10 protein-coding genes are annotated in these 13,811 nt (G+C 67.5%); all 10 read right to left on the minus strand.

The window, feature by feature from the left end; genetic code table 11:
* Nucleotides 1-27: 27 nt before the first annotated feature.
* Nucleotides 28-1,275, minus strand: coding sequence for a type VI secretion system baseplate subunit TssG (gene tssG / locus QMO14_RS09675; RefSeq protein ID WP_301506468.1), 1,248 nt, complete (start codon nucleotides 1,273-1,275; stop codon nucleotides 28-30).
* Nucleotides 1,272-3,143, minus strand: coding sequence for a type VI secretion system baseplate subunit TssF (gene tssF, locus QMO14_RS09680; protein WP_301506470.1), 1,872 nt, complete (start codon nucleotides 3,141-3,143; stop codon nucleotides 1,272-1,274). The genes tssG and tssF overlap by 4 nt, the downstream gene beginning before the upstream one ends.
* Nucleotides 3,144-3,671, minus strand: coding sequence for a type VI secretion system baseplate subunit TssE (gene tssE, locus QMO14_RS09685; protein WP_301506553.1), 528 nt, complete (start codon nucleotides 3,669-3,671; stop codon nucleotides 3,144-3,146). It lies immediately after the preceding gene.
* A gap of 8 nt (nucleotides 3,672-3,679) precedes the next feature.
* Nucleotides 3,680-4,543 (minus strand): type VI secretion system accessory protein TagJ, encoded by an 864-nt coding sequence (locus QMO14_RS09690; protein ID WP_301506472.1) that lies wholly within the window; start codon nucleotides 4,541-4,543, stop codon nucleotides 3,680-3,682.
* Between the two features lie 137 nt (nucleotides 4,544-4,680).
* Nucleotides 4,681-5,163, minus strand: coding sequence for a type VI secretion system tube protein Hcp (locus QMO14_RS09695; RefSeq protein WP_301506474.1), 483 nt, complete (start codon nucleotides 5,161-5,163; stop codon nucleotides 4,681-4,683).
* A gap of 50 nt (nucleotides 5,164-5,213) precedes the next feature.
* Nucleotides 5,214-6,722 carry a type VI secretion system contractile sheath large subunit gene (tssC, locus tag QMO14_RS09700; RefSeq protein ID WP_301506476.1) on the minus strand — a complete coding sequence of 503 codons (1,509 nt, stop codon included), beginning with the start codon at nucleotides 6,720-6,722 and terminating at the stop codon, nucleotides 5,214-5,216.
* Nucleotides 6,723-6,752: 30 nt separating this feature from the next.
* The gene (tssB, locus tag QMO14_RS09705) at nucleotides 6,753-7,322 is read right to left on the minus strand and encodes a type VI secretion system contractile sheath small subunit (protein WP_184640478.1); all 570 of its coding nucleotides are present in this window, start codon (nucleotides 7,320-7,322) and stop codon (nucleotides 6,753-6,755) included.
* Between the two features lie 84 nt (nucleotides 7,323-7,406).
* Entirely contained in the window at nucleotides 7,407-8,504 is a 1,098-nt protein-coding gene (tssA, locus tag QMO14_RS09710) for a type VI secretion system protein TssA (protein WP_301506480.1), read from the minus strand.
* A 152-nt stretch (nucleotides 8,505-8,656) separates the two neighbouring features.
* Complete coding sequence (locus QMO14_RS09715) at nucleotides 8,657-9,838, minus strand: fumarylacetoacetate hydrolase family protein (RefSeq protein ID WP_301506482.1); 1,182 nt, start codon at nucleotides 9,836-9,838, stop codon at nucleotides 8,657-8,659.
* 90 nt (nucleotides 9,839-9,928) lie between these two features.
* A complete protein-coding gene (locus QMO14_RS09720) occupies nucleotides 9,929-13,693 on the minus strand; it encodes a molybdopterin cofactor-binding domain-containing protein (protein WP_301506484.1) in 3,765 nt (1,254 codons plus the stop codon).
* Nucleotides 13,694-13,811 lie beyond the last annotated feature (118 nt).

The following is a 13,811-nucleotide window of genomic DNA, read 5'->3' on the forward strand; positions in this document are numbered from 1 at the left end:
GTGTTCTCCGAAAAAACTGCGATGCAGTCATGTCGTCGGCGTCTCGCGCGAGGTCGCGGAAGACCGGGTAAAAAATGCATCGGAAGAAGCCGCCGATGCGGAACGGGAAAACAGTGCCTCGGGCTGGAACAGCATGTCGCCGGCGTCGGTGTCGGAAAGGCGCGTGCCCAGCCAGCTGCCCCAGCCGAGCCGCTGGTTGCTGTTGAGCCGCATGCCGTGCGCGTCCTGCTTCTTGAGCACGAGCCGCAGCTCCCACGCGAACTCGATGCCGACGTACTGGCGCACCCAGTCGACCACCTGCTGCAGGCGCTTGCTGCCCGGCAGGAACTCGCGGTACTCCTCCTGCGAGAGCGGCCCGAGTTCGAGGCGGAACTTGCTCTGCGCGTCGCGCACCGCGAGGCCGATGGTGGCGCCGCCGCCAAGCCGGTGATTGCGGCCGAGCACGCCGATGCGGCTGACCTGGCGCTCGTCGATCATCACCCAGTCGCTCACGAACTCCTCGACGCGCACGGGCACGTCGAAGTAGAGCTTGAGGATCTGGATCAGCCCCTCGGGGTTGCGCGTCTGGCGCACCAGGTGGCCCGCCATGAAGGTGCGCGCATGGTCGGCGATGCGGTCGCGCCCCTTGAGGCCGGGCTGCCCCATGTTCATGAGGCTGGCGACGTAGTCGACGAAGCGGTGGCCGTCGGTGCGGTCCAGGCTGTTGACCGATTGCGCGTCGGCCCAGGCCCGGTAGAACAGCAGGATGAGCCTGTGATGGAACAGGTCGGCGAACGCGCTGATGGTGTTGTCGGCGTGGTGCCGCTTGCGCTCGCGCGCGTACTCCGTCAGGTGCAGCGGCAGCGGGCCGTTGGGGCCGAACAGGCCGAAGCCGTAGATCGAGATGCGCGGCGGGCCGTCGCCGTCGGCCTCCACGCCCGAGACGTTCGAGGGCGCGAAGGCCATCGAAGGCTCCTGCCCGAGGCGCAGCGGCTCGTCGATCGGGCGGGGCGCACGGCCCAGCAGCGGATGGTCGTCCTGCGCATCGAGGCGGCGCAACAGCATGAAAAGATCGTGCTCGAAGGGCTGCTCGAGCAGCCTGGCCCAGAGTTCCGGGTCGGCCTGCGGAATGCCCCGTGCCGGTGACGGGCTACCTTGCGCCGCCGGCTGCACAACTTCGCGATCGACAGGGATCTCCGCCGCGTGCAGCACCACGTCCTCCGCATGCGCGGCCGGTGCGGCTTCATGCTGCTCCTGGTGCTGCTGCACCGCGTCGGTGAAGCCGGTTTCGCTCATACGGCGGGTCGGCGTCCCACGCGCGGGCTCCAGCGCGCGATTTCGCCGCGCTGCAGGCTGGCCAGCGCGAATTCGGTGAACGCGTTGAGCGACACGTGGCGGCTGAAGAACTGCTCCAGCACCGCGCCGAAGAGATACGGGCTCGCGCCCGAGAACGCGACCTCGTCGATCTTGAGCGCGATCTCCACGCCGCGCCCGAACACGATGGGACCGGGCTCGGGCAGGCGGCGGAACACCGGTGCCAGCGCCATCGAGCGCACGCCCTGGATCTGGCGGCGCACCGAGGGGTCGGCGAGGTTGCCGTACAGGTCGAGCATCTCGCGCAGCGCGGCAGCGCCCTGCGTGGGGTCGACGTCGGTGAGGCTCAGGTAGTTGAGGCCCAGGTGGCTGATGAGGCGCCAGGTGAGCGCGCCCTCGGCCAACGCCGGGTAGGGCCGCGAGGGGCCGCGCAGGATGCGGATGGAGCGCACGGGCGCGGACACGCGCAGCGTGAAGTCCGATTCGAGCCCGGTCGGCAGCAGCAGCGGCAGGTCGCGGTTGGTGCACAGCGCGTCGAGCGTGATGTGGCGCAGGCTGTGCGGAAACGGCGCGTCGTGCTGGTCGACGAGCGACACGTAGACCTCGCTGCCGGTGTAGCTGGTGCGCGTGCCCTGGGCGCGCGCGCGGTCCGACACGAGGCGTGGCTCGCGGCGCAGCGAGAAGTAGGCGCCGAAGTCGCCGTCGTCGGCCGCGAAGGAGCCGAGGAAGGGCCGGAACTCGCGCTCTTCCGAGCCGTTGGCCATGTGGCCGGTGACGCGCTCCACCGTGAAGATCTCGAAGTCGCGCGGGCGCGTGCGGTCGATCACCGCATGGTGCTCATGCTGGCCCGGCCCCACCGGAATGCGGTCGCTGCGGCGCGGCACGAGGTTGATGATGGGCGTGCAGAACAGCGAGAAGTGCTTGGCGTCGACCAGCCGTTCGAGGTCGGCGTCGGCGCGGTCGAGCAGGATCACGATTTCCATCGTGGTGCCGCCCATCGCTGCGGCCGCCGCGCGCAGCTTGTTCACGCTGAAGAACAGATAGCGGTCGGGGAACGCGAAGTACTCGTGCAGCAGGCGATAGCCCTGGAACGAGCGCGCGTCGTAGGGCAGCAGCGCCTGGTCGGGCTCGAAGCCCTCGTGCCGGATGGCCTCGTCGCCCAGCGGCACGATGCGCGCCGTGGTGCCCGGCCCGCTGCGGCACACCACGCCGACGCTATGGTGCGTCGCGAGTTCGAGCATGCGCAGGGCGTGCAGCTCCGCGCCCGAGAGGAAGAATTCGAGCCGGTCCAGCGGCATGTCGGCAAAGCGCGCGCCGCCCACCGCTTCGAGCTTGATGGTGATGGCGCTCTTCGCCTGCCGCGCGACCATGGGCATCGCATGCGCGATCTCGGCCGGCACCGGTCCGATGCCGGCGTCCGCGATGCGGATGGGCCACAGCGTGACGGCATGGCCGGTACGAAACTCGCAGGCCGTCTGCTCGCCCTTGATCATCCGCCCGCGCAGGATGGTGTGGCGCGGCAGTTCGTAGCCCGCCTTCAGCGAACCTTCGTTGAGGTTGCCGTCGATCTGCACCACCGCCATGGCGGGCAGCGGCGCGAGGAAGTTGGGGTACACCACCTCGAGCAGCCGCTGCGAGAAGCGCGGAAACTCGGCGTCCATCTTGAGCTGGATGCGCGCGGTGAGAAAGCTGAAGCCCTCGAGCAGGCGCTCCACGTACGGGTCGCTGACCTCGATGCCGCGCATGCCGAGGCGGCCGGCGATCTTCGGGTAGCGCTGCGCGAACTCGGCCCCGAGCTCGTGCATGTAGGTGAGCTCGCGGTTGTAGTACTCGAGCAGCCTGGCATCCATTCAGAGACCTCCGGTGGGCCGCAGCACCATGTGCCCGCTTTCGAGGTCGAGCTCCGAGCGCAGGATGAATTCGATGGGGTACGGCACCGACCACAGGGTGCCGCGGATCTCCAGCGCGAGCAGGTTGTGGTGCTCGAGGTCGGTGGCATCGGTCACGCAGCGCACGTCGATGCTGTCTTTCATGATGCGCGGCTCGAAGTCGATGATGGCCGAGCGGATGGCTGCCTCGACGTCCGCGAAGTCGACCTCCGACATGCGCCCGCCGGCCCAGCCTCGAACGCCGAAGTTCAGCACCGAACGGCGCGCGCGCGGCATGGTGTTGATGTTGTGGTCGGCGCCGAAGTTGGTGGTGTTGAGCAGCCATTGCAGGTCGCGCAATACCGAGTCGCGCAGCAGCCTGCCGCTCATGAGGAAGGCACCCGCGCGTTCCTGCCGGGTCTGCGGCGCCTTGTCGGTGAGGCGGTCGAGCAGTACCGGCTGCAGGCGGTCGCGCGCGACGCTTTCCTGCTGGTCGCCGTCGGTGTCCATCATTCCGCTCATCCAGCACTGCCCTCGCGCGAGAACTCGATGAGACGCAGGTCGAGCAGCGAATGGTCGCCGGCCTCGCTGATCAGCGTGCGCTGGCCCAGGCCGGCGTACTGCTCTTCGCCCGCCAGCGGCAGCCAGTCCGTGCGGCGGCCCAGAGCGGCCTCGTCGTCGAGAGCTTCGAGCTGGCCCGGATAGCGCACCGGCACCAGGCCGTTGAGCGCACGCCCGTCATGCAGCTCGAATTCGGTGGGCGCCCACAGCAGGTCCACCAGATGCTGCGGCCGCGAGAACTTGACGCGGCGCACCTCGGTCAGCGGCAGCCATGCGTAGCCCGAGGGCGTGAGCAATTCGAACACGGTACCGATGCGCACGTCGCCGTCGCAGAGCCATTCGAAATCTCCGCGCTGCACGGGCTCGCCGTCGAGCGCCTGCACGGCGCGCGAATCGGAGCGGTCCACGCTGGTGAGCCTGCCGTGCGATGCGGGCGCGGCCTGCCGCGCGTTCTCGCGCAGGGCCGCGGCTTCTTCAGCGCGGTCGGCCGGCAGGGCCGCGGCAGCGATCAGCTGCTCGACCCATTCGGCGTTGCCGCCGACGATGGCCGGCGCACGCCCGCCCGACCAGAATTCGCTGCGGTGGCGTTCGCCCGACAGCGCCATCGAACAGGTGACGCTGGCGGGTGTGAAAGTGGGGTCCAGCTTGGTAGCGAGCTTGAGCTGGTCTTCAGCCCGCTGCCACTCGCCGCGCAACGCGAGGAAGTGGCACAAGGCAAGACGCAGGCCTGCATTCTGGGGATTGGAGCGGATCTGCCGCTGTACCCATTCGGTGTGCTCGGCCACCGAGCGCTCGCCCAGCACTGCAAACCCATCGCCCATGAAGCTTCCTCGCTGACTGGCTGGCACGCGGCGCGAACTCTGTCGAGAAGGCCGCTGTGCGAAGGACGGCCGTGGAGGCCGTCGGGAAAAACGTCGCGGCCGGCCCGAAAGGCCGGCCGCGCATCGGGAAAAGGAGATCAGGACTCCTTGTTTTCCTTGATGTTCCAGGCCAGGACCGTCTCGGCGCCCTTGCCGCCCTTGTCGGTCTGTTCCCAGTACTGTTGCTTGACCTTCGCGGCCTGGAAGGCGTACTGCACGAACACGGCGTCAGAACCCTGCTCGGCCGTGTACTGCACCGAGGTGACCAGCACCTCTTCGAGCGTGACGCGCGTGTACTCGATCTGCGAGCCGCCGGCCTTGCACACCGACACTTCCACCTTGCTCAGGTGCTTGCCGCTCGCGCAGTTCTTCATGACGGACGGGGCCGCCTTGTCGATGCGCGCCAGAACCTGCAGGTCGTTGAAGCTGGCCTTGCCAACACCGCCGCCACCACCGCTGACCATGTTGCCAGGCTGCGTTGCGCCCCACGAAAACGACTTGATGTCCGTCCACTCCTTGTGGTTCGAGTCTTTCGATTCGCCGTTTGCGCCTTCAACGCGCATGAACATGTCTACTGCCATGATTTGAAACCCCCAGAGTTATTTGCGCCCGATTCCGGAACGCTGTTGAATTAGCTGCTGTCCTTCTTGTTGGATGGCAGCTTCGAAACCAGCCGCAACGACACCGTCAGCCCTTCGAGCTGATAGTGCGGCCGGAGAAAAAACTTGGCGGCGTAGTAGCCAGGGTTGTCCTCGATGGCTTCCACCTGGACTTCCGCCGCCGCCAGTGGCTTCATTGCCTTCGTGTCCTGCGACGAGGTGCCGGGGCTGCCGTCGACGTAGTTCATGATCCAGTCGTTGAGCCAGCGCTCCATGTCCTCACGCTCGCGGAACGAACCGATCTTGTCCCGCACGATGCACTTCAGGTAGTGCGCGAAGCGGCAGCATGCGAAGAGATACGGCAGGCGTGCCGCGAGGTTCGCGTTGGCCGTGGCGTCGGCGTCGTAGTACTCGGCCGGCAGCTGCAGCGACTGCGCGCCGATGAAGGCCGCGAAGTCGGAGTTCTTGCGGTGCACCAGCGGCATGAAGCCGTTCTTGGCGAGCTCGGCCTCGCGCCGGTCGCTGATGGCGATCTCGGTCGGGCACTTCATGTCCACGCCGCCGTCGTCTGTCGGGAAGGTGTGCGTGGGCAGGTTTTCCACCGCGCCGCCCGATTCAACCCCGCGGATCGACGTGCACCAGCCGTACTGCTTGAACGAGCGGTTGATGTTCACGCCCATCGCATAGGCCGAGTTGGCCCAGGTGTAGCGGTTGTGCGCGGCCGAATCGGTTTCTTCCTCGAACTCGAATTCGTCGACCGGGTTGGTGCGCGCGCCGTACGGCAGTCGAGCCAGGAAGCGCGGCATGGCCAGGCCGATGTAGCGCGCGTCTTCCGAGTCGCGCAGCGAGCGCCACGCGGTGTGCTCGGTGTTCTGGAAGATCTTGGTCAGGTCGCGCGGATTCGACAGTTCCTGCCACGAATCCATCTGCATCACCGTGGGCGACGCGCCCGCGATGAAGGGGCAGTGCGCGGCCGCGGCGATCTTGGCCATTTCGCCGAGCATCTCGACGTCGGGCGGGCTGTGGTCGAAGTGGAAGTCGCCGATCAGCGCGCCGAAGGGCTCGCCGCCGAACTGGCCGTATTCGGCTTCGTAGATCTTCTTGAACAGCGGGCTCTGGTCCCAGCCGATGCCCTTGTGGCGCTTGAGCGAACGCGCGACCTCGCGCTTCGATGCGCACATCACGCGGATCTTGAGCTGCTCGTCGGTCTCGGTGTTGTTCACGAGGTAGTGCAGCCCGCGCCACGCGCCTTCGAGCTGCTGGAACTCCTCGTGGTGCAGGATCTGGTTGATCTGCTCGGAGAGCTTGCGGTCGATCTCGGTGATGATGGCCTGCACCGTGCGGTAGGCATCGTTGGAGACGGTGACGGTGCTTTCCAGCGCCTGCACGGCCAGCGTCTTGACGGCGTTTTCCACCGCCTCGCGGGCCTGGTCGGTCTTGGGCTTGAACTCGCGCTGCAGCAGGTTCGAGAACTCGTTCGGCTCCAGCGTCTCGATGGAGGCCGGTGCGCGCGCGGTGGTCTGTTTGGGGGCGGTGCTCATGATGATGGCGGTCCTTGCTGCTGCTCGCGCTTACTCGGAAGACGTGCCGGGCGTACCGGCCTTTTCGTTCGCGGCTTCCACCGCCTTGGCGACGGCCGGGTTCGGTGCCGACGCCAGCGACTTCAGCAGTGCCGGGTTCTGCAGTGCCTGCGCGATCAGCTGCTCGGCGCCGTTCTTGCCGTCCATGTACGAAAGCAGGTTCGACAGCTCGGTGCGTGCTTCGAGCAGCTGCTGCAGCGCGCCGACCTGGCGGGCGATGCGCGCGGGCGAGAAATCATCCATGCTGTCGAAGGTGATGTCGACGTTCATCTGGCCGTCGCCGGTGAGCGTGTTGGGCACCTGGAAGGCGACGCGCGGCTTGATGGCCTTCATGCGCTCGTCGAAGTTGTCGATGTCCACCGCCATGAACTCGCGCTCGGCAAGGTCGGGCATCGGGTCGATCTGCTTGCCCGCGAGATCGGCGATGACGCCCATCACGAAGGGCAGCTGGATCTTGCGTTCGCTGCCGTAGATCTCGACGTCGTACTCGATCTGCACACGCGGCGCGCGGTTGCGCGCAATGAACTTCTGACCACTGTTTCTGACACGGTTGTCTGCCATAAGCTTCCTCTTGAATCTGTAATGCGTGTGGGTGCGACCCCGGCCGGCCTCTCGGCTCGCGGGGCCCGCGACGGCCTTCGCCTGCTACTCCGCGCTGCCCCCGTTCAACGGACGTCCCGCAAGGCTCTCTATCTTCTGCAATCCCTCTGGCACGAGCTCTTCGATGATCTGGAAGAAGTTGAGGTCCAGCAGCCGCTGCGCTCTGCGTATGAGCATGGGCGCCGGATGGCTGGGCTCCGTGCGCTCCATGAACTGGCAAGCCTTTTCGAGCAACACCTGGACATCTTCACGGCTCGATATTTCAATATCCTTAACAAGCACCTGACGTAGGCCGGTACCGCCATTTGCTGCAGTACCACCAACAGCGCCATTCGCCACGGCCCCGCCGACGCTCCCCCCTTGCGGATCGGCTCCGGACTGGGCCTCACCTGCTGCCGCCTCTTCAGCCTGCACCTGCTCCGGCAACAGTTGGGCAACAGTGCGCAGCGAGCGTTCGAGCCGCGAGAAGTCGGGCGCCCAGCTCTGGCCGAGTGCGCGCTCGCTCGTCTCGCGAATGCGCTGCAGCAACTCCAGCGCCGTGCGCAATGCCACCACCGGAGGCGCCGCCTTTTCCTGCGCGCGCCGCACCGCGTCCTTCAGCCGGCCGATACCGCCCGGGTAATCGATCTGATGATCTGTCTTGCTCGAATCGAGCAAGGCCTCGACCTGGCGCAGGCTCATCGATGCGCCGCCTTCGTCGAGCAGCCGCGCATCGCGCACGCTGCGTCCGAGTCCTTCGGCTTCGGCCAGTGCGGCCAGCGCATTCATGCGCGGCAACGGGTCTTCGAAGCCGTCGTCGACAACGCGCGGATGCACGTCGTCCCAGAATTTCCGAAGCACAACGTCGACGAGTTGCAGGCCTTCGACATAGCCGGGCAAGCCGCGGCTCTCGGTCCAGGCCAGCGTGAGTGGCACCAGCACGCGCAGATCGCGCGTGCGAGCGCAAAGCTGCTTCGCGATGCGCTCCACGCGGGCCCAGTCGGGCGGCTCCGCGGGGATGATCGTCGAGCCGAACTGCTGTTCGCGCTTACCCGCCGTTGCCTGATGCAACGCCATGAAATCGGGGTCGTACTCCAGGTCTTCACCGCAAGGTAACGGGCCTTCAACGGGCTCCTGCAATAGATCGATCTCGGTCTGCGCCAACCTCTACTCCCCTCGTTCAAACGTTTCCTAACAACAGCAATCTTGAGGGGAACAAGTGATGCGGTCAACAGCAACAGAGTGCAACACGAAGCGTATGAATTACTAAGAAGTACAACCTCTTTTGAAATTCAAACGGAACGACTACACATCGTTCACAGCAAATCGCGAGCAGCCAGATTGCGCATGAACGCACTGATACCAAAAGTCCACATCGGCGCCTTGTCGGCATGTACTACGCGATTGAGCAGCGCACCGAGTTCCGGTGCAGCAATGCGCACGCGGTCTCCCACCACATGGGTGAATCCTTGTCCCGGTCCATGACGATCTTGTGTCGGCGCGAACATCGTTCCAAGAAACAACATGAATCCGTCGGGGTAACCGTGATTTTTTCCTACTGTTTGAGCGACGAGGTCGAGCGGATCGCGGCTGATCTTCGACAGCGAACTCGATCCCTCCAGCTTGAAGCCCTCAGGCCCCGTCACTTCCAGCACGACGGTGATGCGCCGCACGTCCGCAATGGCGAAGTGTTCATCGAACAACCGGATGAACGGACCAATCGCGCACGAGGCGTTGTTGTCTTTCGCCTTGCCCAGCAGCAGTGCGCTGCGGCCTTCGAAGTCACGAAGGTTGACATCGTTGCCCAGTGCCGCGCCCAGCGTTTCGCCACGGCTGTTGACGGCGAGCACGACTTCCGGCTCGGGGTTGTTCCACACCGAGCCCGAATGGATGCCGACATCCGCGCCGGTACCGACGGCCGAAAGCACCGGCGCCTTTGTGAATATTTCCGCGTCGGGGCCGATGCCGACCTCGAGGTACTGCGACCACGCGCCCTGCGCGATCAACACTTCCTTGACCTTCATCGCCTCGGGCGATCCCGGCACGATGTCCGCGAGGTTGTCGCCGAGCACGCTGCCGATGGCCGCGCGCGTGGCTTCGGCCTTCGATGCATCGCCGCGCGCCTGTTCCTCGATCACGCGTTCGAGCAGGCTCGCAACAAATGTGACGCCGCTGGCCTTGATGGCCTGCAGATCACATGGCGCGAGCAGCCATGGCTTGCCCGTGTCGCGCGTGGTCTCGTCGCTGTTGGCAAGGGCTTCGTCGAGCGCGGCGATGCGCGGTGCGTTCTTCAATGCACTGCGAACCGCTTCCGCAGGCGGCTTGTTGCCTTCGAGCAGATCGCTCATGGTGGGAGCGAGCTTCGACAGGTCGTGCAGGCCACCTTCGTGAACTGCGACCAGTACGGGGCCCACGCCGGGTTGCCAGAGACGGCCGACGAGGGTGGCGCGTCCGGCATCGCGGGGCAGGCTGGAAGAGATGGAAAGATCGAGCGGCATGGCGTGTGTCTCCGTGGTGAATGTGTGCGCTACGTTGCATCGTAGCGGCGCACGGGGAAGACGACGCGGCCGGTTCTTCTCTTGTGGCCTTCAGTGACCCGGCGCCGCGCGCACGCGCGCCACTTCGGCCGGCAGGTTGGTCCACGCGGGCTCCCGCGGCGCGAAGCGTGCGCGCATATAGCCGGCAAGCTCGGCGATCTGCCGGTCGTCGAGCACTTCGCGGAAGCCGGGCATGAAGCCGATGTCGCGGCTCGCTGGTTCGCGCACGCCATCGAGGATGGTGCGCAGCAGGTTGTCTGGCCGCGCGCTGGTGAGATTGCTGTTCAGCGCGAGCGGCGTGTTGACACCGAGCAGCGTGGGGCCGTTGCCATCGTGATGGCAGGACGCGCAGGCGCTGTCGAACATGCGCTGCGCGGGGCCGAGCAGTTGCCCTTGCGTGCGCGCCGCGTTGCTTACAACCTGCAGCGCAACGACGGAGGGCTCCGCAGCCGGCACAGGATTGAACGAGCCCAGATATGTGGCCATCGCGCGGATGTCTTCATCCGGCACCTGCGCGAGTTCGCGCACCACCTCGGCCATCGGCCCGCCCGCGATGCCGTGGCGCTGCGTGTGGCCGTTGCGCAGGTAGCGGTACAGCTCGTCGGCATCCCACGGCACCGCCGACTTCGACGCCAGCTGCGTGAGCGCGGGCGCCTCCCAGCCATCGACCATCGCGCCCGACAGGAAGGCGCTGCCGCCTTGCTCCGCGCCCAGCGCATTGCGCGGCGTGTGGCAAGCGCCGCAATGCCCCAGGCCGTTGACCAGGTAGGCACCGCGATTCCATTGCGCGCTCTGCGTGGCCACGGGCTGCATCGGCGTCGGGTCATGAAAGAGCGCGTTCCAGCCAGCCATCAGCGGACGAATGCTGAACGGGAACTTGAGCTCGGACTTCGGCGTTTCCGCTCGCACCGCGGGCAGCGACATGAAGTACGCATACAGCGCCTGCAGATCGTCGTCGCTGGTCTTCGCGAAGGCGGTGTACGGGAACGCGGGATACAGATAGTGGCCGTCGCGCGAGACGCCCTCGCGCATCGCGCGCTGGAAGGCGCTGAAGGACCAGCGGCCGAGGCCCGTCTCTGCATCCGGCGTGAGATTGGTGGTGTAGAGCGTGCCGAAGGGTGTGTCCATGGCGCGGCCGCCAGCGTTGGCCGTGCCGCCGGGAGCGGTATGGCACACCGCGCAGTCGCCGACTGCGGCGAGCACGCGGCCGCGCTCGATGGTGGCCTGGCTGTAGACCGGCGCGGTGAGAGACACCGGCGCGATGGCCGAGCGCCAGCCAAGCAGGCCAGCGATGACGCCGACGCCGCCGACGACCAGCGCCGCACCGGTGGCCCACAGCCCCTTTCGCCGAGGCCAGACCGCATTGCTCCTTCCCCCACTGGGGGAAGGCTGGGATGGGGGCACGACGGCATCACCATTCCCACGCAGCTCGCCTCCCCCACCATCTCCCGGAGGCGCCGGAGGAAGCGAACCCCTGTTCAACTCCGCCAGCACCGTCTCCGGCGTGAATGGCGGCGCCCTGAACCGCACCCCGGTCGCATCGAAGATCGCATTCGCGATCGCCGCCGTGCCCGGCACCGACGACGACTCGCCCGCCCCCAGCGATGGCTCGCCCGGCCGCGGCATGTGCATCACCTCGATCACCGGCACTTCGCGGAAGTTGATGATCGGGTAGCCGCCCCACTCGCGGCTCGCGACCACGCCGGAAGGCAGTACGCCCGGCAGCTGCGCACCCGTCGTCGCACCCTGCTGCTGCTGTTGCTGTTGCTGCTGCGGCGCGAACTGCACGCGCTCCTTCAGCGCACGGCTCGTGGTCTGGATCACGTTGCCGTGCACCTGGTGCTCGACGCCCGCCGGATTGACCAGCAGCCCCGCGTCGTGCCCCACCACCACGCGGCGCACATGCACCTCGCCGGTCTTGCGGTTGACCTCCACGTCGGCCACCCACGCGGCCCACGCCGCGCCGAAGCCCGGCCACTTGCTGTGGATGTAGCGCGCGTACGCGAAGCCCTGGCCGAAGAGGATGTCGCCGCCCTCGCCCAGCCCGCCGTCGGCGTTCTCCTGCGGCCCGGTGCGCATGCGCCAGCCGGCCTTCTGCGCGGTGGCCTGCACGAGCTCGACGGCGCGCGGATCTTCCAGGTGCCGCAGCCTGAACTGCACCGGGTCGACACCCGCCGCCGTCGCCAGTTCGTCGATGTACGACTCGTGCGCGAACGAGCTGGGCAACGCCGACACGCCGCGCAGCCACGAGGCGCGCACGATCGGCGCCATGTCGTTGACCATCACGCGCAGGTTGTCGTAGCTGTAGGGCGGGCGCGCCGTGCGGTCGCCCATCTCGAAGGCCTGCGCCACCGGCTCGATGGTGCGCGTGAGCAGCAGCGCCAGCGTGGGTGCGCCGTTCGACGGGTACGAGGTTTCGAAGTCGTAGGCGGCGACGCTGCCGTCAGCCATGAGGCCGCCGTCGATCTCCATGAGCTGCGCGGCGCCCTTGGGCTCCCACGCATGCTCCTGCTCGCGCGTGAGCTGCACGCGCACCGGCGCGCCGACCGCACGCGCGAGCAGCGCGGCATCGGCGGCCACGTCGTCGGCGCCGTTGCGGCCGTAGCAGCCCGCGGCCTCCATGCGGACCACGTCGACCTGCACGTCGGCCACGCCCATGAGCTTGGCGAGATCGGCACGCAGCACGTGCGGGTTCTGCGAGCCGGTCCAGCAGCGCAGCTGCATGCCGCTGCCGTCGGCGGGCTGCCAATCGGCCAGCGCGCACGACGGGCCGATGGACGCATGCATCTGGTAGGGCCACACATAGGTGCGGTGCATGGGCTGCGCAGCCGACGCGATGGCGCCGTCAACGTCGCCCTCGTCGACCAGCAGCCGCTGCGTCGAGGGGTTGTCGCGCAGGGCCTGGGCGAGGTCGCCGAGGTCGGGCATGCCGGGCCATGGCTTCCACTGCACGCGCAGTTCGCGCAGCGCCTGCTCGGCGTGCTCCTCGCGCTCGGCCACGATGCCGACGAAGTCGCGGATGACGACCACCGCGCGGATGCCGGGTATGTGCGCAATCGACGATTCGTCGACCGACTCCAGCGTGTTGCCGATGAACTCGCCGTGGTCCGCCCCCGCATACGGCGGGCGCACGACGCGGCCATGCAGCATGCCGGGCACGCGCATGTCGTGCACGAACACGAGCTCGCCCGCGAGCTTGGCCGGGATGTCGACGCGCGCCTGCCGCGTGCCGACGACGCGGTAGTCGGCCGGGTCTTTCGGCTTCACCTGCGGATCGAGCCGCAGCACGGTGCGCTGGCCGGCCACGAGCTCGGCATAGCTGAGGTGCCGGTCCGGCGCCTCGGCGACGCGCACCACGCCATTGCGCATCTGCAGCGCATCTGTGGTCACGCCCAGCCGCTCGGCCGCACGCGCCAGCAGCCATGCGCGCGCCTGCGCCGCGGCCAGCCGCAGCGGCTGCGCGTGGATCTGGATCGACGCGCTGGCGATGGTCGCACCCTGGTTGGGCGCGCGGGCGGTGTCGCCGAGCATCACGCGCACGCAGGGCATGCCGAGGTCGAGCTCCTCGGCCACGATCTGGCCGAGCGCGGTCTGTATGCCGGTGCCCAGGTCGACGTGGCCGTTGAGCGCCGAGGCGCTGCCGTCGTCCCACACCGCGAGCAGCACCTCGTCGCCTTCGGCGGGGTTGCTGGCGATGAAGGCAGGCTGGCCCTTGGCCGGCGGCGGTGGTGGCGGCGTCTCGCGCAGCACCAGCAGCACGCCGGTGGCGGCAAGGAACTCGGCGCGCGTCTGAGGCAGATCTGCGCGGCGCGTCATGGCATTTGCTCCCTCTCCCGCCTGCGGGAGAGGGTTGGGGCGAGGGCCGGCAGCGACGGTTGGAGCTGTGCTCTTGCGAAGGCCGATGCCCTCACCCTGGCCCTCTCCCGCGAGCGGG

This window comes from Variovorax sp. CAN15, from assembly GCF_030462475.1.
Lineage (GTDB): Bacteria > Pseudomonadota > Gammaproteobacteria > Burkholderiales > Burkholderiaceae_C > Variovorax.